This window comes from Streptomyces sp. B8-7, from assembly GCF_058833805.1.
Map to the genome: position 1 here is coordinate 236590 of NZ_JBYRRL010000005.1, position 24333 is coordinate 260922.

The window sequence follows — 24333 nt, forward strand, 5'->3', positions numbered from 1 at the left end:
GCCTCCGCACGGTCCGGCCCGCCCCCGCCCGGCGGTGTCCCGCTGCGGACACCCCGCACGGCTCCGGCGGGCGGGCGCGGTGACGCCGCTCAGTACGTCAGGCCGTGGCCCGGCGGATACAGCACCCGCGCCGGGTCGTCGGCCCGCCGCACCGGCACCGGCAGCCTCCCGCGCGGTGCCACCTCCCCGGCGATCACCCGGGCGGCCGCGCGCAGTTCGACGTCGGTCCACGAGTACGCCGCCAGAGCGGCCGGGACGCCGGGCAGGTGCGCCACGTCGTAGGGATTGCGCACGGCCACGGCCACCACGGGCACGCCCGTCGCCAGCAGGCGCCGCACCAGTGCCTGCTGGGCGCTGCCCGCGGTGACGTTGTACGTGGCCACCACCACCGCGTCCGCCTCCGCCGCAGCCGCCACCGCGCGGTCGGCCGCCTCCGGGGAGGGCGCCGTGCCCGTGGGCAGGGCCGTGGCCGTGAAGCCCAGCGCGGTGAGCGCGGCGGCGAGCACCGCGGTGGGCGGGCCGGTGGTGCCGGACGGCGACGCCGGGTCGGCGCCGGCCACCAGCAGCCGGCCGTGCGCGGTGGGCGACAGCGGCAGCAGTCCGCCCTCGTTGACCAGGAGGGTCGTGGTGCGCTCCGCGATCCGGTCGGCGGCCGCCCGGTGCGCCCGGGCGCCCACGGTGCGGTCCACCTCCGGCAGCCGCACGTACGGTGCGTCCAGCAGCCCGAGCCGCGCCTTCAGCCGCAGCACCCGCAGCACCGAACGGTCCAGCCGCCGCTCGGTCAGCTCGCCGTCCCGCACGGCGTCGAGCACCGCGCGCCACGCCACGTCCAGCCGGGGCGGGTTGAGGAGCTGGTCGACGCCCGCCAGCAGGGCGAGCACCGGCACCCGGTCGTCCCCGTACTTCTGCCGGACGCCCGCCATGTCGAGGGCGTCGGTGACCACGACGCCGTCGTAGCCGAGCTCCTCGCGCAGGATGCCGGTGACGACGGGGCGGGAGAGGGTGGCCGGGTCCCCGGAGCCGTCGAGCGCGGGCACGAGGATGTGCGCGGTCATGATCGCGTCGACGCCGGCCTCGATCGCCGCCCGGAACGGCGGCGCGTCCAGTTCCTCCCACTGTGCCCGGGTGTGCGTGATGACCGGGAAGCCGTGGTGGCTGTCGACCGCGGTGTCGCCGTGCCCGGGGAAGTGCTTGGCCGTGGCCGCGACCCGGGCGCTCCGGTAGCCGTCGGTCTCGGCCGCCACCAGCCGGGACACGGCGGCCGGGTCGGAGCCGAAGGACCGTACCCCGATCACCGGGTTGGCCGGGTCGACGTTCACGTCGGCGACCGGCGCGTAGTCCTGCCGGACACCCGTCGCGCGCAGTTCGCGCCCCGCGATCCGGCCCAGCGTGCGCGCGTCGGCGCGGGAGCCGCCCGCGCCGATCGCCATCGCGCCGGGGAACAGCGTGGCGGGCGCGCCGATCCGGCAGACGGCGCCGTGTTCCTGGTCGGTGGAGATCAGCAGCGGCAGCCCGCCCGGCAGGTCCAGGGAGGCCCGCTGGATGCCGTTGGACAGCCCGGCGATCTGCCGGGGGTCGCGGGTGTTGTGCGCCCATGTGAAGTAGACGACCCCGCCCAGCCGGTAGCGGGCGATCAGCTCGGCGGCCGTGCGCACGCCGAACTCCCTCAGGTTGGCGTCGGCGTCGGCCTGGTCGGGGGCGGTGGCGCAGTGGCCGTACACCCGGGAGACGAAGAGCTGGCCGACCTTGTCCTCCAGCGTCATGCCGGAGATCAGTGCCCGCAGGCGGCGGTCGTGTCCGGCCTCGTGCGCCTGCGCCGGTGTGCCGCCCGCGAGCGCGGCGGACAGGCCCGCGCCCGCGGCGAGAACCGTACGGCGGGAGGGTTTCGCGGTGCTTGCCGTGCCGTGCTGCACGTGCGCTCCTTCCGGAGGGCTGCGACGGTCCGCTGGAGGAACCTTCCGAGGGACACCAATATCCGGGAGGTCTCCGCCGGCCGGGGGAAGGCGCGGCGAAGGGCGCGGGCCGCGTCCCGGCGTCCGGCCCCCACGGCCGTGCCGGGCCGCGCCCCCGCTCCGGCGGGCGGACGGCGGCTACGGGGCGGTGGCCGTGGCTGTCGTGGCGGCGGCTCCGGCGGTGACCGTGCCGGTGGCCGTGGCGGAGGAGGGCGTGCCGGTGGCGGTGGCTCCGGTGGTGACCGTGCCGGTGGCGGGCTCCGGTGGTGGCGGTGGCGGTGGCGGTGGCTCCGGCGGACGGCGGCTACGGGGCGGTGGCGGTGGCTGTCGTGGCGGTGGCTCCGGCGGTGACCGTGGCGGTGGTGGCGGTGGCGGTGGCTCCGGCGGTGGCCGTGGCGGAGGAGGGCGTGCCGGTGGTGGCCGGGACCGCCGTGCCGGTGGTGGCGCTGCCCGTGGGGGCCGTGGTGCGGGTGCCGGCGGTGGACGCGGGCGGGGGCTGCGCGGGCCAGTGCGCCCGCAGCGTGCGCACCGTCTCCGCGATCGCCGGCCGGCGCCCCGCCCCCGCCCGCCACAGCACGTACAGCCGCCGCACCGGCACCGGGTCCAGCGCCACCTCCGCCACTCCGGCGGGCAGCGGGCCGCGGCCCAGCCGGGGGATGAGCGACACGCCGAGCCCCGCCGCGACCAGCGCCACCAGCGTCGGGTTCTCGTCCGCCTGGTGCACGATCTCCGGCTCGTGTCCGGCCGCTCGCAGCGTCCGCATCAGCCAGTCGTGGCACACCCGCCCGGCCGGCTGGCACACCCACCGCTCCCCGCCCAGCTCCTCGCGCCGCACGGCCTGCCGCCCCGCGAACGGATGCCCGGCCGGCACCAGCAGGGTGCACCGGTCGTCCCCGATCACCGCCCGCTCCACACCCGGCGGCACCCGCATCGGCGCGATGTCCCAGTCGTGCGCCACGACCACGTCCACCGCGCCCTTGGCGACCATGTCGACCGACAGATGCGGATCGACCTCGCTGAGCCGGGTGTCCAGCGCGGGATGCCGCCGCGCCAGGTCGGCCAGCACCTGCGGCAGCAGCCCGCGCGCGGCCGACGCGAACGCGGCCAGCGTCAGCCGCCCGGCCGGCACCCCGCGACGCTCCTCCAGTTCCGTCTCCGCCCGCTCCACAAGTGCCAGCAACTCCTGTGCGACACCGACCAGTTGGTGTGCCTCGGCGGTCAACCGGACCCCGCGGCCCTCGCGTTCCAGCAGCACCGTCCGCGTCTCCCGCTCCAGCTTGGCGATCTGCTGGGAGACGGCGGACGGCGTGTAGCCGAGCGCGGCCGCCGCCGCGCCGACGCTGCCGTGCGTGGCGACGGCGTGCAGGGCCCGGAGGCGTTGGAGATCGAGCACGGCGGGCCTCCCGAACGTGTTCCGTTAAGTGCTGCTTCATCGGAGCATGCAGCAATCATCGCTGGTGCTGAACGGTCCGTCGAGGTGATCCTCGACGCATGCGACCCGCTCACCTCGCCCTCGCCGTCCTCGTCGCCGCCGTCTGGGGCGTCAACTTCACCGTCATCGAGATCGGCCTCGGCCACTTCCCGCCACTGCTCTTCTCCGCCCTGCGCTTCCTCGCGGCCGCGCTGCCCGCGGTGTTCCTCGTCGGCCGGCCCAAGGTGGCGTGGAAGTGGATCGTCGCGGTCGGACTGGTGCTGGGCGTGGCCAAGTTCGGGCTGCTGTTCGTGGCGATGGACAACGGCATGCCCGCCGGACTGTCCTCCCTCGTCCTCCAGATACAGGCGGTGTTCACCGCCCTCATCGCCTTCGCCGTCCTCGGCGAGCGGCCCTCCGGGCGCGCCGCGGCCGGCATGGCCGTCGCCCTGGCCGGGATCGCCGTGGCGGCCGTCGACGAGGGCACCTCCGGCCCGCTCGCCGCCTTCGCGCTCTGCGTGGCGGCCGCCGCCTGCTGGGGCGCCTCCAACGTCCTGACCCGCCGGGCGGCACCGCCCGACGCCCTCAACTTCATGGTGTGGGTCAGCACCGTCCCAGTGCTGCCGCTGCTCGGGCTGTCCCTGCTCACCGAGGGCTGGGACCGGGACACGGCGGCGCTGCGCACCCTCGACTGGCAGGGCGCGGGCACCGTCGTCTACGTCGCCTGGGTGACCACCGTGTTCGGCTTCGGCGCCTGGGGCTGGCTGCTGCGCCGCCACCCGGCCTCCACCGTGGCCCCCTTCTCCCTCCTCGTCCCCGTCTTCGGGATGTCCTCGGCCGCGCTGTTCCTCGGTGAGCCCGTCGGCGGCCTGCGCTGGGTCGCCGCCGCCCTGCTGGTCGGCGGGGTCGGGCTGGCCTCCCTGGCTCCCGGCCGCCGCCTGCTGCCGGCGGCCGCGCGCCGCCCGGGGCCCGCTCCCGCGCGCCACCCCGGGCCCGCTCCCGACCGCGCACCCGCCCCCGGGCCCCGCTCCGAGGCCGCCCGTCCCGTGGACGGCGCGGCGCCCGGCACGGCCTCCGTCGGATCATGACGGCATGCCCCCTGGGGCGTGTTCCGAAGGTCCGTCCGGGACCGCCGCGCCGGGCCTGAGGTCAGGACGCCCGGCGCGGCGGGCCGTCCGCCTCCGGCCCGCCGGTCTCCACCCGGACCACCGCCCCCGGGCGCAGCCCCCAGCCCGCCATCGCGCCCGCCGCCGCCTCCAGCACGTGCCGCGCACGCGGCCGGGGCAGGCCCAGCCGTCCCGGGCGCATCGTCCGGACCGCGAGCACCCGCAGGCGGCGGTCCAGGTAGGCCACGTCGATGGGCACGCGCATGCCGAAGGTGTGGACGCCGCTCGCCGGGGAGAGCAGCAGCACGCCCGTGACGCGGTCCCGGCCCAGCAGGCCCCGGGTGCGGGCCCGGTAGGACGTCGCGAGCTCCAGCGGGACGGTCACCGCCTCCCCGCCCCCGCCCCCGTCCCCGCCCCCGTCCTCGTAGTCGCTTCCGCCCGCGTCGCCGCCCCGGCCTCCGCTCTCCACCGTCAGCCTTCCCCGGCCGTCCCTCCAGCGTCGCCCCGCCGCCATCCGCGGCACCTCCCGTCCGGCTCCGGTCCGGTACGCGGTCACGCCGGACTCGCCTCGACCGTAGAGGAGTTGTCCGCGGCGTACGCAAGCCGCTCGTACGACCCTCTTGGGTTCGGTGCGGCCCTCTCGCGGGCCGGGCACGGCGCCGGCGGAGGCGCGCGCGAACGGCCCCGGCGGCCGGGGAAGGGCCCGCCGCGCAGGATTGGCCGGGAACCGACGGTCGGCGCGCCGTGCGCCCGCCCGGCCCCGGAGGGCGGGTGAAAGCCCGTGGCGCCGGTCCGGGACCCCGCCGGGCGCGGCCCGGCACCCGTCGACCGACCCCCTGCATCTCTTCCGCCTCAGTGTTCACAGCTTTTCCACATCGTTACCCCGATCGGGTCGCTAAGGATCACCGATCTCGCGTAAGTTCAGACCAAGGCAATTCGCGTTGGCAAAGCTGCGCGGCGGCACCGCGCAGTGGAGGGGGCTGCGCGGTGCCGTGCCTCCCTCCGCCCGTCAAGTGGGCGTTCGTCCCCGGTTAGCCCGTCGGGAGGACCCGGCCCGATTCCGCACGTTCGGTGTGATCCGGCCACGAAAACGCCCTGAACCAGGCATTCCACGCCCGTAGCCCCGTTGTCGTCCGGCTCCGGAGAGTAATGACGGCACGCCGATGCACGCAGCATCACTTACAAAGGGTTATGGTGGAAACCCCCCCTCGGGCCGGTCCGTCTCCCCCCCACGGACCGGCCCGTTTTTCTGTTCCTCCTCCCGCCGCCCCGGGCGCGCCCGCTCGCGGCGTGCCCGCCGCCGCCCCCCCGCTGCCCTGCGGCCGCCCCGGCCCCGGCGGCTCCAGCGATCCTCGAGCGGCGGTAGGCTGCGGCCGCGGGGACCGCATCCGCACAGGAGGGGCTGAACATCACGTGAACCTGCGCGACAAGCTGCGCGGCCTGCTCGTCAGGCTGTACGCACGCCGGGTGGAGGGCCACCTGGACCACGCTCAGGTGCCCAAGCACATCGGCGTGATCATGGACGGCAACCGTCGCTGGGCGAAGGCCTCCGGCTCCACCACCGTGCACGGTCACCGCGCGGGCGCGGAGAAGATCGAGGAGTTCCTCGGCTGGTGCACCGAGACGGACGTCGAGGTCGTCACCCTGTGGCTGCTGTCGACCGACAACTTCGACCGCCCCAAGGACGAACTGGTCCCCCTCCTGGGCATCATCGAGGACGTCGTGCGCACCCTCGGCGCCGACGGCCGCTGGCGCGTGCACCATGTCGGCACGCTCGACCTGCTGCCGCCCGCCATGCAGCACACCCTCAAGGAGGCGCAGGAGGCCACCCGCGACGTCGACGGGATAGTGGTCAACGTCGCCATCGGCTACGGCGGCCGCCAGGAGATCGCCGACGCGGTCCGCTCGATGCTGCTCGACGCGCGCGACAAGGGCACCTCCCTGGAGGAACTCGCCGACACCGTCACCGTCGACCTGATCGGCCGCCACCTCTACACCGGCGCCCAGCCCGACCCCGACCTCGTCATCCGCACCAGCGGGGAACAGCGGCTGTCCGGGTTCATGCTGTGGCAGACGGCCCATTCGGAGTACTACTTCTGCGAGGTCTTCTGGCCGGCCTTCCGCAAGGTCGACTTCCTCCGCGCGATGCGCGACTACGCCGCCCGCCACCGCCGCTACGGCGGCTGAGCGGACCCTTCGCGCGTCGTCGCGGCGCCCGCGCCCGACGCCGTCCGCCCGCCGCCCCGGCGACCGGAGCCCTCCCCGCCGTCACGGGACGCCCTCGTCCCCCGCCCCGCGCACCGGTGCGGACGGCCGTACCCGCTCGGGCCCTGACGCACGGGCGGCGTCGGCCGCCGCGACCGGGGCGCCGCCGTCCTCGCGGCACCGCCCTCGGACGGCCCCGGGCGTACGGCCGTCGCGGGTGCCGGCCCCCGGGCCACCGTCCCCGTACGGCCGCCCGCACGGCGGCGGCATCGCGGACGGCCGTCCGGCAGGGCGCCGGCGGGTCGGCAGGGCGCCGGTCGCCGGGCAGGGTGCCGGACGGCCGCCCGGCAGGGTCTGTTCGAGCGCCGGCGGCGGGCGCCGGACCGAGTGCCGGGTGGCCGACGGACGTAGGGTCGCGACGGCCGGGGAGGCGCCCGCACGGGCGGCACGGCGGACGCCGCGGCCTCACGCGTCACACGGAGTTCACCGGTCCGCCGCCCCGGCCCCTGGCATGGCCGCGGGTGTTCGAGGGCATAAGCCAAGCAGGTCGACACCCGAACCCACGGGTGTCGTATCTCAGCGGACGGTACCGAGCCGTCCGCCCGGGAGGCCCTTTGCACCAGCCCCACCGTGCGTGCACCGTACGGAAGCAGCCGCGGAGGACCGGTTCTCGGCCCGCGGCGCGCGAGGGCCGTCAACCGGCCGGATTCCGCCCGCCCGCCAGGGCGGGCCTCCCGCCCTCCCGGCCCGGATTCCGCTTCGTCGCTCCCCGACCTCATCCGAGGGGGTACGTCCTTCCGTGGTGACCAGCGCAAAGCGCCACAAGTCAGACCGGCGCACCTACGTTCTCGACACCAGCGTCCTGCTGGCCGACCCGAACGCCCCGGCCCGCTTCGACGAGCACGAGGTCGTGCTCCCCGTCGTGGTGGTCACGGAGCTGGAGGCCAAGCGGCACCATCCCGAACTCGGCTACTTCGCCCGGCAGGCGCTGCGCCTGCTGGACGACTACCGGGTCCGGCACGGCCGTCTCGACGCCCCCATCCCGATCGGGGACCTCGGCGGCACGATCCGTGTCGAGCTCAACCACTCGGACCCCGGCGTGCTGCCCAGCGGCTACCGCCTGGGGGACAACGACTCCCGCATCCTCGCGGTGGCCCGCAACCTGCAGGCCGAGGGGTTCGACGTCACCGTCGTGTCGAAGGACCTGCCGCTCAGGATCAAGGCGTCGTCCGTGGGCCTCCTGGCCGAGGAGTACCGGGCCGAGCTCGCCATCACGGAGAACTCCGGCTGGACCGGGATGAGCGAACTGACCCTGCCCGGCGAACAGGTGGACATCCTGTTCGAGGAAGGGCACGTGTACGTCCCCCAGGCCGCGGACCTGCCGGTGCACACCGGCCTGACCATCCAGTCCGAGCGGGGCAACGCGCTCGGCCGGGTCACCGCCGAGGGCAACGTCCGCCTGGTGCGCGGCGACCGCGAGGCGTTCGGCATCAAGGGGCGCAGTGCCGAGCAGCGCGTCGCCCTGGACCTGCTGCTCGACCCGGACGTCGGCATCGTGTCGATGGGCGGCCGGGCCGGCACCGGCAAGTCCGCGCTGGCGCTGTGCGCGGGGCTGGAGGCCGTGCTGGAGCGGCGGCAGCACCAGAAGGTGATGGTCTTCCGTCCGCTGTACGCGGTCGGCGGGCAGGAACTCGGCTATCTGCCGGGCACCGAGGCCGAGAAGATGAGCCCCTGGGCGCAGGCCGTCTTCGACACGCTGTCCGCGGTCGCCGGCCGCGAGGTCATCGAGGAGGTCACCGCCCGCGGCATGCTGGAGGTGCTGCCCCTCACCCACATCCGCGGCCGCTCACTGCACGACGCGTTCGTCATCGTCGACGAGGCCCAGTCCCTGGAGCGCAACGTCCTGCTGACGGTCCTCTCCCGGATCGGGGCCAACTCGCGGGTCGTTCTCACCCATGACGTGGCACAACGGGACAATCTGCGGGTCGGCCGCTACGACGGTGTGGTGGCGGTCGTGGAGAAGCTGAAGGGGCACCCGCTCTTCGCGCATGTCACCCTCAACCGGTCCGAAAGGTCCCAGATCGCGGCACTGGTGACGGAAATGCTGGAAGACGGTCACATCTGAGGCGAACCGGGCCAGTTGGCGCCGTCCCGAAAGGCCGAGAGCCTAGCGGGGCGGCGCCTTCGCGTGGGGGCGTTCGGCGAAAACCCCAGGGACGGAAGGGGTGTGAGCTTTCACACGCAACGCGGAATTGCCTTGCGCCGTCGGGTTACGGCAGAGTCTCGTTCCTGTCAGGCCCCGCATGCGACACATCCGTACCCCCAGCGGTGCGGAGTGACTTGAGCACCACCGCCAACTCCACAGCGCCGTCGTATGCCGCCCGAGCACCACGCGGCACTCCCCGGCGGGGAGTCGCCCACCGGGTCCGTGCCTCCCGTGACCCGAAGTGGGGAGGCCAGCGTCAGGGGCACGATCGCGTCCGCGAGGGTCACCGAAGCGGGCGATGCTGGAAGGAAACCGTGTGAGCCGGATCTCGGTCCGGGGATTCGCAGTGGCCTCCGCCACCGCGGTCACCGCTGTCGGAAGCGTCGTCGGTGTTGCCTCGGGCAGCACCGCGCAGGACAACGACGCCGCCGAGGCCTCGGCGGCCGATGCCACGCTCCTCGCGGACATCCCCGCGGGACAGCACGCCCAGGTACAGACCGCGTCTCTGACGCAGCAGGCCGACACCCAGGCCATCGCCGCGGACTTCAGCGCGAAGAAGGACGCGGAGGAGGCGGCCCGCAAGGCCGCGGCCGAGACCGCGATCGCCAAGAAGGAGGCCGCCGTCGAGGCGGCCGAGAAGGCCAAGGAGCGCGAGGAGGCCCAGAAGGCCGCCAGCCGCAGCGCCGCCCGGGACGCCTCCACCTTCACCGTGCAGAGCTCCTACAGCATCGCGCAGATCCAGGCGATGGCCCGCCAGATGGTCCCCGGCGACCAGTTCGCCTGCTTCAGCAACATCGTCGACCACGAGTCCAGCTGGAACTACCGGGCGGTCAACCCGTCCTCCGGCGCCTACGGGCTCTTCCAGGCGCTGCCCGGCTCCAAGATGATCTCCGCGGGCGCCGACTGGCAGACGAACCCGGCCACCCAGATCAAGTGGGGCCTGAGCTACATGAACGGGCGCTACGGCAGCCCGTGCGGAGCCTGGTCCTTCTGGCAGGCCAACCACTGGTACTGAGCCACCCGCGGCCGGCCGACGGCCCCGCCGCCAGGCTCTTCACAGCTCCTCCGCAGCCCCTCACCGTCCTCACGGTGGGGGGCCGGCGGCGTGTACGGTCGGACGCGACGACTTCCGTGGAGGGGGGATCATGGCGCGGGTGCCTGGCTGGTTCGGGTGGATCGGTGCTGGGCTGTCCGAGGTGGGAGCCCGCCTGGAGGAACGGCGCGCCGAGGTGGAACTGGAGCACGCCGGACCGGACCCGGTGCCCGAACACGGGCCCGCACCGGCCCTGGAGACGGCCGCGGCGCCCCCCGCCGCCCCGGACCGGCCCGACCCGGCGCACGCCGTCCCCTGGGGCGTACGGGTCGCCGCCGAGGCCGGCTGGCGGCTGCTGGTGCTGGCCGGCACCGTCTGGGTGCTGATGCGGGTCATCAGCGCCGTACAGCTGGTCGTCCTCGCCTTCGTCGCCTCCCTGCTGATGACCGCGCTGCTCCAGCCCACCGTGGCCTGGCTGCGGCGGCGCGGCGTACCGCGCGGGCCGGCCACCGCGCTCACCGCGATCCTCGGCTTCGTCGTCATGGGACTGATCGGATGGTTCGTGACCTGGCAGGTCATGGAGAACATCGACGACGTCTCCGACCAGGTCCAGGACGGCATCGACGAACTGCGCCGCTGGCTGCTCACCAGCCCGTTCCACGTCACCGACAAGCAGATCAACGAGATCGCGAAGAACCTCCGCGAGGCGATCGGCGCCAACACCGACCAGATCACCTCGGCCGGCCTGGAGGGCGTCACGGTCGTCGTGGAGGCCCTGACCGGCATCCTGCTGGCGGTGTTCTCGACCCTGTTCCTGCTCTACGACGGCCGGCGGATCTGGGAGTGGTCCCTGAAACTGGTCCCGGCGGCGGCCCGGCCGGGTGTGGCCGGAGCCGGTCCGCGGGCCTGGCGGACGCTCACGGCGTACGTCCGCGGCACCGTGGTCGTCGCGCTCATCGACGCCGTCTTCATCGGCCTCGGCATCTACTTCCTGGACGTGCCGATGGCCGTCCCGCTGGCCGTGTTCATCTTCCTGTTCGCCTTCATCCCGCTGGTCGGTGCGGTCGTCTCCGGAGCGCTGGCGGTCGTGGTCGCCCTGGTCACCCAGGGCGTGTTCACGGCCGTGATGGTGCTGGTGGTGGTGCTGGCCGTGCAGCAGATCGAGGGCCACGTCCTGCAGCCGTTCATCCTGGGCCGCGCGGTGCGGGTGCATCCGCTGGCCGTCGTGCTGTCGGTGGCCGCGGGCGGGATGGTGGCCGGGATCGGCGGCGCGGTGGTCGCGGTGCCGCTGGTGGCGGTGACGAACACGGTCGTCGGCTACCTGCGGGCGTACAGCCGGGAGCCCGCCCTGCGCACGGCCCCCGTGCCCCGGGGCGCCACCGTGCTGGACGCGGCGCCGGTGGAGGCGCCCCACACCACGACGGCGCACGGCCCCGCCCACCCGGAGGAGTGAGCGGGGCCGTGCGCCACTGAAGCCGGGGCCGGCTACTCGGCCAGGACCGCTTCCGCGTCGAGCGTGGCGGCGACGGCCTGGACCACCGCAGCGATCTTGAAGGCCTCCTGGACGGTCTCCCGCTCCACGCCCGCCTTGCGCAGCACCTGCTCGTGCGAGTCCAGGCACATGCCGCAGCCGTTGATCGCGGACACCGCGAAGGACCACAGCTCGAAGTCGGCCTTGTCGACGCCGGGGTTGCCGATGACGTTCATCCGCAGGCCCGCGCGCAGGTTCCCGTACTCGTGGTCCGAGAGCAGGTGGCGGGTGCGGTAGAACACGTTGTTCATCGCCATGATCGCGGCGGCGGCCTTGGCGGCCTGGTACGCCTCGGGCTTGAGGTTCTCCCGGGCCTCCGGCTCCAGCTCGCGCAGCACGATCGCGGAGCGGGAGGCGACGGCGGTGGCCAGCACCGTGCCCCACAGCTGCTGCTCGGGCAGGTCCGAGTTGCCGATGACCGAACCCAGGTTGAGCTTCAGGTCCTTGGCGTAGTCCGGGACGCGGGACTTCAGGGAGTCGAGGGACATGCCTCACTCACCGGCCAGCAGCTTGACCGGGTCGAGGGTGTCCTCGCCCTTGCTCCAGTTGCACGGGCACAGCTCGTCGGTCTGCAGGGCGTCGAGGACCCGCAGGACCTCCTTGGGGTTACGGCCCACGGAACCGGCGGTCACCATGGTGAACTGGATCTCGTTGTTCGGGTCGACGATGAAGACGGCGCGCTGGGCGAAGCCGTCCTCGCCCTCGATGCCGAGGTCGCGCATCAGCTCGTGCCGGGAGTCGGCCAGCATCGGGAAGGGCAGGTCGCGCAGGTCGTCGTGGTCCTTGCGCCAGGCGTGGTGGACGAACTCGGAGTCACCGGAGAAGCCGAGGACCTGGGCGTCGCGGTCGGCGAACTCGTCGTTCAGCTTGCCGAAGGCCGCGATCTCGGTCGGGCACACGAAGGTGAAGTCCTTGGGCCACGCGAAGACGATCTTCCACTTGCCCTCGTAGGTCTTGTGGTTGATCTGCTCGAACTCCTTGCCCGTCTCCAGCGAGACGCAGGCGGTCAGTTCGAACTCCGGGAACTTGTCACCGACAGTGAGCACTAGCTCTCCTTGCAGCGAGGAGCCACCCGATTCTCAGGGGTGTCTCCCATGGGTTGGACGTCGCCGATCGTGGCACAGGGAGCATTGATTACGGAAATAGCTATACTCGGGCACGTTGATCGGAGGTGGCTATCAGTGACGGTGAGTACCACGGGACCCAGGCGGCGCCAGCCCAGCCTGTCCCAGCTGCGGGCCTTCGCCGCCGTGGCGGAGCACCTGCACTTCCGGGACGCGGCCGCCGCGATCGGCATGAGCCAGCCCGCCCTGTCCGGCGCCGTCTCCGCACTGGAGGAGGCCCTCGGCGTCACCCTCGTCGAACGGACGACGCGCAAGGTGCTCCTCACCCCCGCCGGGGAGCGCCTCGCGGTGCGCGCCCAGGCCGTCCTCTCCGCGCTCGGCGCGCTCCTGGAGGAGGCCGAGGCGGTCCGCGCGCCGTTCACCGGCGCGCTGCGCCTCGGCGTCATCCCCACCGTCGCGCCGTACCTGCTGCCCACCGTGCTGCGGCTGGCCCACGACCGCTATCCGCACCTCGACCTCCAGGTGCACGAGGAGCAGACCGCGAGCCTCGTCGACGGCCTCACCACCGGCCGGCTCGACCTGCTGCTGCTCGCGGTACCCCTCGGCGTCCCGGGTGTGACCGAACTCCCCCTGTTCGACGAGGACTTCGTGCTCGTCACCCCGCTGGACCACGAGCTCGGCGGCCGCGAGGGCATCCCCCGCGAGGCGCTCAGGGAGCTGAACCTGCTGCTCCTGGACGAAGGCCACTGCCTGCGCGACCAGGCCCTCGACATCTGCCGGGAGGCCGGCCGCGAGGACGCCGACGTCACCACCACCGCCGCCGGGCTGTCCACCCTGGTCCAGCTGGTGGCCGGCGGCCTGGGGTGCACCCTGCTGCCGCGCACCGCGCTGCGGCTGGAGACCAGCCGCAGCAGCCAACTGCTCACCGGCGCCTTCGCCGAGCCCGCGCCGACCCGCCGGATCGCGCTGGCCATGCGGACCGGGGCGGCGCGCGGCGCCGAGTACCAGGAACTGGCATCCGCCCTCCGCGCGGCCCTCCGCCCGCTGCCCGTACGCGTTTTGGACCAGGAGGAGCGACCCTGAGAGGGCGCGGGGAACTGCGCGACTAGCCACGACGGCGCCGGGGTCGGAGGACGTCACACGGGGGCACTTCGAGCGGGGCGCTCAGCGTCCCGGCGCCCCTCGGTCCGGCGCGGGTGCGGAGGTTCCCCGGGTATCGGAGGGGGCGTTCCCCGGGTGCCCTGTGGGGGCGCGGGGAACTGCGCGACTAGCCACGACGGCGCCGGGGTCGCACGACGGGGGGCGCGGGGAACTGCGCGACTAGCCACGACGGCGCCGGGGCCGCACGACGGGGGGCGCGGGGAACTGCGCGACCGGCCACGACGGCGCCGGGGCCGCACGGCACCACACAGGGGCACTCCCAGCGGGGCGCTCAGCGGCGCCGGGCCGCCGGAGCGGCCCGGCGCACCGCGGGGCCTACTCCGTGCGCAGCCCCTCCGGACGCATCAGCCGCACCAGCGGGGGCAGGCTGAGCAGGGTCACCGCGGCGACCACGGCCGCGGCGATGCCGGTCATCGCCAGCACGCTGCCCCAGTCCACGTGCACGGCCGTGTCGGTCATCCGCAGCAGCACCGCACCCAGCGCCACCCCGACCGCGCCGGCCAGCAGCAGTCCGAGGCCGACCGGCAGGGCCGTCTGCCACAGCACCGACAGGCTCAGCGTGCGCCGCCGGGTGCCGAATGCGACCAGCGTGGACAGCAGCCTGCGCCGCTCGCGCAACTGCTCCAGCTGGGACACCAGCAGGCTCGCCCCGATCAGCGCCAGTACGCAGGCGGCGCCCACGAACAGGCCGGTGCGGATCGAGTCGAAGCGGCGCGAGCGCTCCACGGCGTGCCAGGTGTACGTGATGGACAGCGGGTCGACCGCCACCGCGGTGTTGCGCACCAGCTCCTCCGCGTCCGGCACCGCCCGGTCCACGGCGAGGTACAGCCGCTCGCGCACGACGGGGGAGGCCGCGTCGGGCAGCCCGCCCGGTGTGACGAGGAAGCCGCCCCGTTCGCCGCCGGACGGGCCGGTCGCGGGCTCGGCCCGTTTCAGCTTCCCGGGCAGGGTCCAGGGCACCGCGGCCCCCGGCGCCGCCTCGCCGCCGTCGTCGTAGTCCGGGTCGATGTACAGCGTGCGCCCGGGACGCGCCAGCTTCGCCGTGGCGGTGTCCCACTTCGCGCCGTGCACCGCGAACACGTCGCCCTCGCGGCAGGACGGCAGCTTCGCCAGCGTCCGCAGGGCCGCGCAGTCGCCGACGGTCACCGCGGTGCTGTCCACCGGGTCCGCCGGGCGGTCGCCGAGGTCGCCCTCGGACACGGCGTACGCCGTCCGTACCCCCCTGGTGTCCCGGAACCGCTCGGCCAGCGGCCCCGGTTCGAGGTCACCGGTGAGGTCGACCTGCATCTGCACGCGCTCCACGTCGCGTCCGGTGTCCCGGGAGTAGTCGCCCTCCACCCCGGCGAACAGCATCTGCAGCGCGATCGCCCCGGCCACCGCCACCGCGATGCCGTTGACCGTGCGGGCCGCGGTGCCGCTGCTCAGCTGGAGCCGGCGCACCGCCAGCTGCCAGGACACCGGTCCGGCGCCCAGCCGGGCGACGACCCTCTCCACCACCCACGGCAGCAGCGCGGTGATCCCGACGAGCAGGCAGACGACGCCGCCGGTCACCAGGTACTGGTTGAAGTCGCCGTCGTCGCGGCCCTTGCCCGCCATCGGGACCAGCATGCCCAGACCGGCCAGCGGCAGCAGCAGCCGCCACCACAGCCGCCGCCGGGCGGGCCTGCCGGTCCGCACCACGCCGAGCGGCTCGATCACCACGCCCCGCAGCGCGAGCAGCGTCACCAGGACGGCCGCGGCCGGCACCGTCACCGCGACCAGTGCGGCCAGCCAGGGGGAGGGGTCCACATAGCTGGGGAACACACTGATGTCGAACACCTCGAAGGTGCCCACCAGCTGACGTCCGGCCAGGAAGAAGCCGGCGCCGAACACCAGCCCCAGCGAGGCCCCAGCGAGCGCCTCGCCCGCCGCGACCCGCTTGGTCATCGCGCGGTCCGAGCCGACCAGCCGGAGCGCCGCGAGCCGCTGGTCGCGCCGCTCACCGCCGAACCGTACGGCCGCCGCGATGAACACCGCGACCGGCATCAGCAGCACCACGAACATCACCAGCACCAGCAGCAGCAGGACGGGGTCCATCGGCTCGCGGTACGGGTTGAGGTCGCCGAACCGCTCGACCCGGTTCACCCAGCCGGTGCGCAGGCCCGCGGCCAGGTGCTCGCCGCCCCGGTAGAAGGCCAGCTCGGCGGGGCCGACCAGGCCCTCCTCCGCGATGGTGCCGGTGATCCGGCCGGGCAGCCGCTCACGCAGCAGCCGGCCCTCGTCCGAGGCGAGCAGCCGCTTCAGCGCGGGGGAGACCGCCAGGTCGCCGGTCCGGGGGAAGGCTGCCAGGCCCGGCGGCAGCGGCGCCCGCGGGCCCTCCGGCTCCAGGGCGCGGCCGCGGACGTCCTGGCCGCGGAAGGTCGTGGACACGTCGGCGACGACGACGGTCGCGTCCGACCGGGCGACCTTCACCGGCATGTACAGGTTGTCCCCGCGGGCCGCCCCGCGCGCGTCGCGCTCCGCGAGCACGTTCGGTACGGCGGTGGTGAGGAGCAGCAGGGCCACGCCCAGCCCGACCCCGACGGCGGTGAGCACCGCCCGCCCCAGGCCGCCGCGTCCGGTGAAGGCGAACCGGGCGCCGAGGGCGAGGTCGCGGGCCCACTGGCGGGAGTTCATACGGCGCGCTCCATGTCCCGGGTGCGCCCGTCGCGGACGACGGTCTCGCGGTCGGAGTAGGCGGCGACCCGGGCCTCGTGGGTGACCAGGACCACGGCGGTGTTGGCGGACCGGGCGGCGTCGGTCAGCAGTTCCATCACGCGCTCGCCGTTGAGGGAGTCGAGGGCGCCGGTCGGCTCGTCGGCGAACAGCAGCCGTGGGCCCGTCACCAGGGACCGCGCCACGGCGACGCGCTGGCCCTGGCCGCCGGAGACCTCGCCGGGCCGCTGGCCGGCCAGGTCGTCGACCTCCAGCCGCTGCATCCACTCCAGCGCCGTGCGACGGGCCTGCCGGCCGGGGACGCCGTTCAGCCGCAGCGGCAGGGCCACGTTCTCCACGCAGGTCAGCTCCGGTACGAGCTGGCCGAACTGGAAGACGAAGCCGAACTCGGTGCGGCGCAGCCGGCTGCGCTCGGCGTCGCCCATGGACGCCATCTCGCGGCCGTCGTAGCGGATCGACCCGGCGTCGGGGGTGACGATGCCGGCGAGGCAGTGCAGCAAGGTCGACTTGCCGGAGCCCGAGGGGCCCATCACGGCGACGACCTCGCCGGGGTGGATGGAGAAGGACGCGCCGTCCAGGGCGGGGGTCCGGCCGTAGGCCTTGTGCAGCCCCTCGGCGACGAGCAGGGATCCGGCGGGGGCCTTCACGCGGTCACCGCCTCGGCGAGCCGGCCGAGTCGCGCGGCGGTCAGCTCCAGCCAGCGCAGGTCGGCCTCCAGGTGGAACAGGGCGTGGTCGCAGATCAGCTGGTCGGCGAGATCGCCCCGGCGCTTGCGTTCGGTCAGCGTGCGCATCAGCCGCAGGTGCTCGGTGCGCTGGGTGTCGAGGAGGTCGGCGGCGTCGCGGTGGGTGAGCAGCGCGAGCACGACCTTGGTGTAGAGCGTGGACTGCAGGTACGGCTCCGGCTTCTCCGGGGTCGCCAGCCAGCGCTCCACGTCGGTGACGCCGGCCTCGGTGATCGCGTACCGCTTGCGCTCGGGGCCGTCGCCGGCCTCTATGCCGTCGACCTCGACGAGCCCGTTCTTCAGCAGGCGGGACATCGTCGAGTAGACCTGGCCGTAGTGCAGCGGCCGGTCGTGGCCGAACTTCGCGTCGAACGCCCGCTTGAGGTCGTAGCCGTGGCGCGGGCCGGACTCCAGGAGTCCCAGAAGGGTGTGACCGATGGACATGGCTCGACTCTACACAGCATGTATACCTGCGATGTATACACACCTGGCATACAGGCGCCCGGGAAGACTCCGCGGTGCCGGTGGCGGTGGTGCCCGCCCAGGTCGGGGCCGTTCGTCACGGTTCTGCTACGGCGGTCCGGGCGGCTTCGGCGGGCGGCCCCGGCGGGGGAGCGGGCCGGTGTCCCGGGGCAGTCGGCCGCTCTCGGCGAGGGCGCGCCGGAGCAGGAACTCGATCTGCGCGTTGGCCGACCGCAGTTCGTCCGAGGCCCAGCGGGCGAGCGCCTCGTACACCGCGGGGTCCAGCCGCAGCAGCACCTGCTTGCGCTGCTGCGGCCGGCGCTCGGGAGGCATCCCCTCGGCTTCGCTCACTGGTAGAGCGTCCCGGTGTTGAGCACCGGCTGGGCCGCGCGGTCCCCGCACAGCACCACCATCAGGTTGGACACCATCGCCGCCTTCCGCTCCCCGTCGAGCTCCACGATGTCCTGCGCCTCGATCCGGGCCAGCGCGGCCTCGACCATGCCGACGGCGCCGTCCACGATCTGCCGCCGGGCCGCGACGACCGCCCCGGCCTGCTGCCGCTGGAGCATCGCGGAGGCGATCTCGGGGGCGTAGGCGAGGTGGGTGAAGCGGGACTCGATGATCTGGACCCCGGCCGCCTCCACCCGGGCGCGCAGCTCCACGGCGAGCTTCTCGGTGATCTCCTCGGCGTTGCCGCGCAGCGACAGCCCCTCCTCGTCGTGGGCGTCGTAGGGGTACTCGATGGCGATGTGGCGCACGGCGGCCTCGGTCTGGGTGGAGACGAACTCCAGGTAGTCGTCCACCTCGAAGACGGCCTGCGCGGTGTCCTCGACCCGCCACACCACGACCGCGGCGAGCTCGATCGGGTTGCCGTAGGCGTCGTTGACCTTCAGCACCGCGGTCTCGTGGTTGCGGACCCGGGTGGAGATCTTCGTGCGTGATGTGAGCGGATTCACCCAGCGCAGGCCGTCCTGCCGGATGGTGCCCCGGTAGCGGCCGAAGAGCTGTACGACCCGGGCCTCGCCCGGCGCCACCATGTTGAGCCCGCCCAGCGCGAGCGCCGAGGCGGCGATGACCACGGCCCCGGTGACGGACAGCGCGGTCTGGGCGGCGGCGGACGCCGTCGTGGTGCCCAGGACGATCAGGCCCACCCCGCTGAGCAGGCCCGCCAGGCCCAGCAGCAGGGCGAGTCCGCCGCCGATGCTGCGAGCGGCGACCTCTCTCACCCCGGCCTCGGGCATGCCGGGAAGGTCGGTGGAAGGTGCGGACATGGAGGGTCCCCCCGTTCTCGTGCGGTGCTCCGTGGAGCCGGTGTGAACTATCTAAGTGATATCACTTTTCCTGGCTGTGGCAACCTTCCGCCCCTCCCGTACGTCGGTTCCCGAGAGACAGGTGCTCTATGTCACGTCCGGAAAGCCCCGGACCGGCCGGACTTGGTCACATAAACCGGTGTTAGCTTTCTGAGCTGACCTGAGCCGAGACACGTACGGGCCCCCCGAGCCCCCTGAGGACGAAGCGGAGCGGACGCACAGATGGGACGAGCGGAAGAGAGACGAGCGCGACAGCGCGGCGGCCGCCGCCGCGCGGCGCCGGGCCGCAGCCCGTCCGGCGCGGCCGGCCGCCGCAGCGGCATACGCCGCTTCTTCACCTGGAAGAAGATCCTCGGCACGTTCCTGGGCGTGTGCCTGCTCGGCATCGGCGCCCTCGTCGCGCTCTACTTCGCCGTGGACGTCCCCGAGGGCAACGTCGCGGCCCAGCGGCAGAGCAACGTCTACAAGTTCAGCGACGGCACCATGCTGGCCCGCGACGGCGAGGTCAACCGCGAGATCGTCGACCTCGCCAAGGTGCCGGCCTCCGTGCAGAAGACCTTCGTCGCCGCCGAGAACAAATCGTTCTACGACGACGGCGGCGTCGACTTCAAGGGCACCGCCCGCGGCCTGGTCAACACCGCCCTCGGCAAGGGCCGCCAGGGCGGCTCCACCATCACCCAGCAGTACGTCAAGAACTACTACCTCAGCCAGGAGCAGACCCTCACCCGCAAGTTCAAGGAACTGGTGATCGCCCTCAAGGTGGACCGGCGCATGACCAAGGACGCCATCCTCGCGGGCTACATCAACACCAGCTACTACGGCCGCGGCGCCTACGGCATCCAGGCCGCCGCCCAGGCCTACTACCGCGTCGACGCCGAGGACCTCACCGTCGAGCAGGGCGCCTACCTCGCCGCGCTGCTCCAGGCACCCAGCCAGTACGACTGGGCCGTCGCCTCCGAAGCCGGCAAGACCCTGGTGAAGAACCGCTGGAACTACGTCCTGGACAACATGGTCGAGGAGAAGTGGCTCGACTCCGCCGAACGCACCGGGATGGAGTTCCCCGTGCCGAAGGACCCCAAGGGCGCCCCCGGCATGGAGGGCCAGAAGGGCTACCTCGTGGCGCTCGCCAACCGGCAGCTGGAGGACCGGCTCATCGCCGAGGAGGGCATCACCCGCTCGGAGGCCGCCGCCCAGGTCGAGGGGCAGGGCTGGACCATCACCCTGAACATCGACCCCAGGAAGCAGGCCGCGCTGGAGAAGGCCGTCAAGACCCAGCTCACCAGCAGGCTGGACCCCGACAAGCGCGATGTCGACGCCGACGTCCAGGCGGGCGCCGTCTCCGTCGACCCGAGGACCGGGAAGATCGTCGCCCTGTACGGCGGCCAGGACTACTTCAAGCACTACATCAGCAACGCCACCCGCCGCGACTTCCAGCCCGCCTCCACCTTCAAGCCGGTCATCCTCGCCGCCGCCTTCCAGGAGGGCGCCGAGACCCAGGACGGCGACCCGATCACCGCGGGCACGGTCTACGACGGCGACAGCCGCCGCCCGGCCGTGGACCACGGCCGCAAGGTCGGCTTCGCCCCGCCCAACGAGGACGACGTCGACTACGGCGACATCACCGTCCAGACCGCCATGAACAAGTCCGTCAACTCGGTGTTCGCCCAGATGGGCATCGACGTCGGCATGGACACGGTGATGAAGACCGCCGAGCGGCTCGGCATGGACACCGAGGGCATGCAGGCCGTGCCCGCCCAGACCCTGGGCTCCATGGGCGCCAGCCCCCTGGAGATGGCCGGCATCTACGCCACCTTCGCCCACCACGGCGAGAAGGTCACCCCGAGCATCGTCAAGTCCGCCGAGAGGCGCGACCGCACCCTCGACATCCCCGACCCGGTCGGCGACCGGGTCATCAGCCGCGAGGCCGCCGACGGCGTCACCTCCGTGCTGACCGGCGTCGTCGACGACGGCACCGCCCGCCGCGCGGTGCGCGACAACCCGCTGCGCGACGGCCAGCAGGTCGCGGGCAAGACCGGCACCTCCGACAACAACAAGTCGGCCTGGTTCACCGGCTTCACCCCGAACCTGGTCACCTCCGTCGGTCTGTTCGGCGAGGACGACAAGGCCCCGCACCCGCAGGTCCCCATGTACGAGGCGGGCGGCGAGGACCGGGTCAACGGCGGCGGCTTCCCCGCCCTGATCTGGGCCGCCTACACCTTCGGCGTCCAGACCGAGGTCACCGAGTTCGACCTGGAGACCGACCAGGGCGCGGCCGTCGAACCGACCTGGACCCCCACCGAGACGGAGTCCGAGAGCACGACGCCGTCCGAGGAGCCGACCACCGAGGCCCCGACCACCGAGGCCCCCACCACCGAGCCGCCGACCCAGGAGCCGACCACCGAGGCCCCGACCACCGAGGCCCCGACCACCGAGCCGCCCACCACGCCACCGACCACGCCGCCGGTGACGGACGAACCCACCACCGAGGAGCCGGCCGACCCCGCAGACCCCGTGCAGTGAGCGGCCCCGCGGCGGACGGACGGGGCCCGGCACACGCGGACGCATGCCGGGCCCCGGTGCCCGGGCCGCCGGCCCGGACCACGAGCCCGACTCCTGCCGCGGGCTCAGCCGCTGCCACGAGCCCGACTCCTGCCGCGGGCACAGCCGCTGCCACGAGCCCGACTCCTGCCGCGGGCTCAGCCGCTGCCACGGCCGCGGCCGGCCGGTGAGGTGCGCGTGCCCGGCTCTTGGGGCGCCCCGGCCGGCCGGTGAGGCGGGCGCGGCCGCCGTGACGCGCACGGCGGCCGCGACGCAAGCCCCCGCGGACCCGGCCGCCGTCGCCCCAGGGCCGGCCCGGCTCCGCCCCGTCCGGCCTCGGGAGCGCGTCGCCTAGAAGACGGCGCCCGCACCGCCCAGTTCAAACGCCTCTGCGCCGACTGCCCCCTGCGGGAACGCTGCACCACCTCCAAGACCGGACGCACCGTGAACGTCCACCCCCAGCACGAACTGCTGGCCGCCGCCCGCCACCAGGCCGCCACCGACCCCGCCTGGCAGGACGAATACCGCCGATGGCGGCCCCCCGTCGAACGCGCCATCGCCTGGCTCGTCGGCAAAGGCAACCGCAGAGTCCCCCACCGCGGCGTGATCGCCAACAACATCTGGCTCCACCACCGCGCCGCCGCCCTCAACCTCCGCCGACTGATCAACCTCGGACTCACCCGGACCAGCACTACCTGGCACCTCACCCCCGCCACCGCATAGGGAAAGGGGCCATCCGGCCTCAGGCCGGACAGCCCCCAACAAGATTTTCAGCAGCCTTCTAGGACCCGGTCCGGCCTCGGGAGCGCGTCGCCTAGGACCCGGTCCTGCTCGGGGCGACCGACCGCGGGAGAGCGCGCCGCCTCAGGTCCGGTTCAGCTCGAACCACACCACTTTCCCCGTGCTCAGCCGGGTCGCGCCCCACCGCCGTGCCAGCCGGTTGACCAGATACAGCCCCCGGCCGCCCTCGTCCGTCGCCCGCGCCTGCCGCAGCCGGGGCAGCTGCGGCACATCGTCCACGACCTCGCACCGCAGCACGTCCGTACGCAGCAGCCGCAGGGTGACCGGCCGCGACGCATAGCGCACCGCGTTCGTCACGACCTCGCTCACCAGCAGCTCCACGGAGTCACTGAGCTCCTGGAGCCCCCACCGGGCCAGCGCGGCCCGCGCCTGCCGCCGCGCCCGGCCGGGCGCCGAGTCCTCCGGGTCCAGCAGCCAGGACGCCACATCACTGGGCGGGATCCCGTCGAACCGCGCCGCGAGCAGCGCGATGTCGTCGTCCCGGTCCCCGGGGCCCAGCATGTCCAGGACCTCGTCGCACAACGCCTCCAGCGGCGGCGGATGGTCCGGCCCGGTCAGCTGAGCCGTGGCGGCCAGCCGCTCCCGCAGCTGCTCTATCCCCGTCCACACGTCCCGCAGCCGCGACTCCACCAGCCCGTCCGTGTACAGCAGCAGCGTCGCCCCGGCCGGAGCGTCCAGCTCCACCGCCTCGAAGTCGACCCCGCCCACCCCGATCGGCGCGCCCGGCGGCACCCGCAGCACCTCGGCCCGGCCGCCCAGATGCAGCAGCACCGGCGGCGGATGCCCCGCGTTGGCCACCGTGATCCGGTGCGTCACCGGGTCGTAGACGGCGTACAGACACGTCGCCATCCGGTCCGTCCCCAGCCGCTGCGCCTGCTCGTCGAGATGGTGCAGCACCTCCTGCGGCGGCAGGTCCAGCCCGGCCAGCGTCTGCGCCGTCGTCCGCAACTGCCCCATGATCGCCGCCGACGTCATGGAGTGCCCCATCACGTCACCGACCACCAGCGCCACCCGGGAACCCGGCAGCGGGATCGCGTCGTACCAGTCGCCTCCCACCCGCGCCGTCTCCGCCGCCGGCAGGTAGCGCGACGCCAGCCGCACCCCGGTGGGCCGCGGCAGCGTCTCCGGCAGCATGGTGCGCTGCAGCTCGTCGGCGATGTACGCCTCCCGCCCGTACAGCACCGCCTTGTCGATGCCCAGCGCGCTGTGCGTGGCCAGCTGCGCCGCCACCAGCAGGTCGTCCGTCTCGAACGGGATCCGCTCCGGCCGGCGCAGGAACACGGCCGCGCCGATCACCCGTCGCCGGCCCCGCAGCGGGGCCAGGATCGCCCGGCGCCCGCCGGGCACCACCGACTCCGCCGCCTCGCCGAGCAGTTCGGGCAGCGCGGCGCGCGCCGCGGGCGCGTCGGCGAACACCGGCCGCACCCCGCGCAGCACCTCCGCGAGCGCCCCGCCGGGCCGCACCTCGCACACGTCGGCCGTGACCGCCGGCAGCTCGGCCTGCTCCGGTGTCCGGGCCGCGAGGAGGCCGCCGTCGGCGTCGCGTTCCTCCGGTATCCGGTCGGTGCGCCGCAGCCGCAGCACCACCGGACCGGTCGGCCGCTCGTCACCCACCGGCAGCGGGTCGCGCAGGTGGACGAGGATGGCGTCCGCGAAGGTCGGCACCGTCGCCCGGCACAGCCCCATGACGATCTCGTCGAGGTCGATGCCGCGGGCGATCCGCCGGGTCGCCGCGCCCACGAAGCGCAGCCGGTCCCCGTCCCGCCGCATCGGCGTCGGCCGCCCGCCCGGCACGCCCTGGCCGCTGCGACGCTCCTGCCCGCCCGGACCCCGCCCGGGGCCCTCCTGGCCGGGCTGGGCCGGGATGGACTCGGGGGCCGGGCGCGGGCGGTGGGTGTCGGGCTCCGCACCGGCCGGCTGGGAGTGCTCGGAGCCGCCGGAGCCGGCCGGCGTCACCGAGGTGCCGCCCGCCGGGGACTCACCCGCGCGGGCCTGTGCCGGTAAGGCGGAACCCGGTGTCCGGGCCGGTGGCTGGGCACGCAGGAGCGCCCCGCGGGGATCCGCGGGGTCGACGCCCGCCTGCGGGCGTTCGTAGGAGGTGGGGTGCTCCGTCACGCCTGTGAAATCCGTCCGTC

At 74.0% G+C, this 24333-nt stretch carries 17 protein-coding genes and 2 pseudogenes; 8 read left to right on the forward strand and 11 right to left on the reverse strand.

The features are described 5' to 3' along the window. Positions 1-89 precede the first annotated feature (89 nt). Positions 90-1913, reverse strand: a complete 1824-nt coding sequence (locus tag AC5K6T_RS25295; RefSeq protein WP_493212519.1) for a glycoside hydrolase family 3 protein — start codon at positions 1911-1913, stop codon at positions 90-92. Between the two features lie 523 nt (positions 1914-2436). Next, a pseudogene (locus tag AC5K6T_RS25300) lies at positions 2437-3345 on the reverse strand (LysR family transcriptional regulator); the annotation flags it as partial. A 98-nt stretch (positions 3346-3443) separates the two neighbouring features. Between AC5K6T_RS25300 and AC5K6T_RS25305 the strand changes: the two are divergent. Further along, positions 3444-4451, forward strand: a complete 1008-nt coding sequence (locus AC5K6T_RS25305; protein ID WP_493212520.1) for an EamA family transporter — start codon at positions 3444-3446, stop codon at positions 4449-4451. Positions 4452-4512: 61 nt separating this feature from the next. On the opposite strand, the gene AC5K6T_RS25310 is transcribed toward AC5K6T_RS25305, so the two are convergent. Then, a complete protein-coding gene (locus AC5K6T_RS25310; protein ID WP_493212522.1) occupies positions 4513-4983 on the reverse strand; it encodes a DUF192 domain-containing protein in 471 nt (156 codons plus the stop codon). An 899-nt stretch (positions 4984-5882) separates the two neighbouring features. On the opposite strand from AC5K6T_RS25310, the gene AC5K6T_RS25315 reads away from it, so the two are divergent. From AC5K6T_RS25315 to AC5K6T_RS25330, 4 genes are all read left to right on the forward strand, one after another. Further along, on the forward strand, positions 5883-6656 hold the full coding sequence (locus AC5K6T_RS25315; protein ID WP_493212523.1) for an isoprenyl transferase: 774 nt from the start codon (positions 5883-5885) through the stop codon (positions 6654-6656). Between the two features lie 817 nt (positions 6657-7473). Beyond that, entirely contained in the window at positions 7474-8799 is a 1326-nt protein-coding gene (gene phoH2, locus AC5K6T_RS25320) for an RNA 5'-3' helicase PhoH2 (protein WP_493212524.1), read from the forward strand. A gap of 397 nt (positions 8800-9196) precedes the next feature. Then, positions 9197-9895 carry an aggregation-promoting factor C-terminal-like domain-containing protein gene (locus AC5K6T_RS25325; protein ID WP_493212526.1) on the forward strand — a complete coding sequence of 233 codons (699 nt, stop codon included), beginning with the start codon at positions 9197-9199 and terminating at the stop codon, positions 9893-9895. A gap of 130 nt (positions 9896-10025) precedes the next feature. Then, entirely contained in the window at positions 10026-11366 is a 1341-nt protein-coding gene (locus AC5K6T_RS25330) for an AI-2E family transporter (protein ID WP_493212528.1), read from the forward strand. A gap of 32 nt (positions 11367-11398) precedes the next feature. Here AC5K6T_RS25330 and AC5K6T_RS25335 read toward each other — a convergent pair whose 3' ends face one another. Both AC5K6T_RS25335 and AC5K6T_RS25340 read right to left on the reverse strand, forming a co-directional pair. Further along, positions 11399-11932 carry an alkyl hydroperoxide reductase gene (locus AC5K6T_RS25335; RefSeq protein ID WP_493212530.1) on the reverse strand — a complete coding sequence of 178 codons (534 nt, stop codon included), beginning with the start codon at positions 11930-11932 and terminating at the stop codon, positions 11399-11401. A 3-nt stretch (positions 11933-11935) separates the two neighbouring features. Then, positions 11936-12490, reverse strand: a complete 555-nt coding sequence (locus tag AC5K6T_RS25340; protein WP_493212531.1) for a peroxiredoxin — start codon at positions 12488-12490, stop codon at positions 11936-11938. Between the two features lie 141 nt (positions 12491-12631). Here AC5K6T_RS25340 and AC5K6T_RS25345 point away from each other — a divergent pair, with 141 nt between their 5' ends. Continuing rightward, on the forward strand, positions 12632-13591 hold the full coding sequence (locus tag AC5K6T_RS25345) for a LysR substrate-binding domain-containing protein (protein ID WP_493212533.1): 960 nt from the start codon (positions 12632-12634) through the stop codon (positions 13589-13591). 393 nt (positions 13592-13984) lie between these two features. Here the strand turns inward: AC5K6T_RS25345 and AC5K6T_RS25350 are convergent, their stop codons facing one another. From AC5K6T_RS25350 to AC5K6T_RS25370, 5 genes are all read right to left on the reverse strand, one after another. Continuing rightward, positions 13985-16324 carry an ABC transporter permease gene (locus AC5K6T_RS25350; protein WP_493212535.1) on the reverse strand — a complete coding sequence of 780 codons (2340 nt, stop codon included), beginning with the start codon at positions 16322-16324 and terminating at the stop codon, positions 13985-13987. Further along, positions 16321-17010: an ABC transporter ATP-binding protein gene (locus AC5K6T_RS25355; protein ID WP_493212537.1), complete on the reverse strand. Its 690-nt coding sequence runs from the start codon at positions 17008-17010 to the stop codon at positions 16321-16323. Before AC5K6T_RS25355 ends, AC5K6T_RS25350 begins: the two co-directional genes overlap by 4 nt. Then, positions 17007-17531, reverse strand: coding sequence for a PadR family transcriptional regulator (locus AC5K6T_RS25360; RefSeq protein WP_493212539.1), 525 nt, complete (start codon positions 17529-17531; stop codon positions 17007-17009). Before AC5K6T_RS25360 ends, AC5K6T_RS25355 begins: the two co-directional genes overlap by 4 nt. A gap of 126 nt (positions 17532-17657) precedes the next feature. Next, complete coding sequence (locus tag AC5K6T_RS25365; RefSeq protein ID WP_493212540.1) at positions 17658-17951, reverse strand: type II toxin-antitoxin system antitoxin; 294 nt, start codon at positions 17949-17951, stop codon at positions 17658-17660. After that, positions 17897-18820, reverse strand: a complete 924-nt coding sequence (locus tag AC5K6T_RS25370) for an SPFH domain-containing protein (protein ID WP_493212542.1) — start codon at positions 18818-18820, stop codon at positions 17897-17899. The genes AC5K6T_RS25365 and AC5K6T_RS25370 overlap by 55 nt, the downstream gene beginning before the upstream one ends. A 261-nt stretch (positions 18821-19081) precedes the next feature. Here AC5K6T_RS25370 and AC5K6T_RS25375 point away from each other — a divergent pair, with 261 nt between their 5' ends. Beyond that, the gene (locus tag AC5K6T_RS25375; RefSeq protein ID WP_493212544.1) at positions 19082-21379 is read left to right on the forward strand and encodes a transglycosylase domain-containing protein; all 2298 of its coding nucleotides are present in this window, start codon (positions 19082-19084) and stop codon (positions 21377-21379) included. A 408-nt stretch (positions 21380-21787) separates the two neighbouring features. After that, positions 21788-22120, forward strand: a pseudogene (locus AC5K6T_RS25380) (transposase); the annotation flags it as partial. Between the two features lie 141 nt (positions 22121-22261). Here AC5K6T_RS25380 and AC5K6T_RS25385 read toward each other — a convergent pair. Next, on the reverse strand, positions 22262-24313 hold the full coding sequence (locus AC5K6T_RS25385) for a SpoIIE family protein phosphatase (protein WP_493212545.1): 2052 nt from the start codon (positions 24311-24313) through the stop codon (positions 22262-22264). Between the last annotated feature and the right edge of the window lie 20 nt (positions 24314-24333).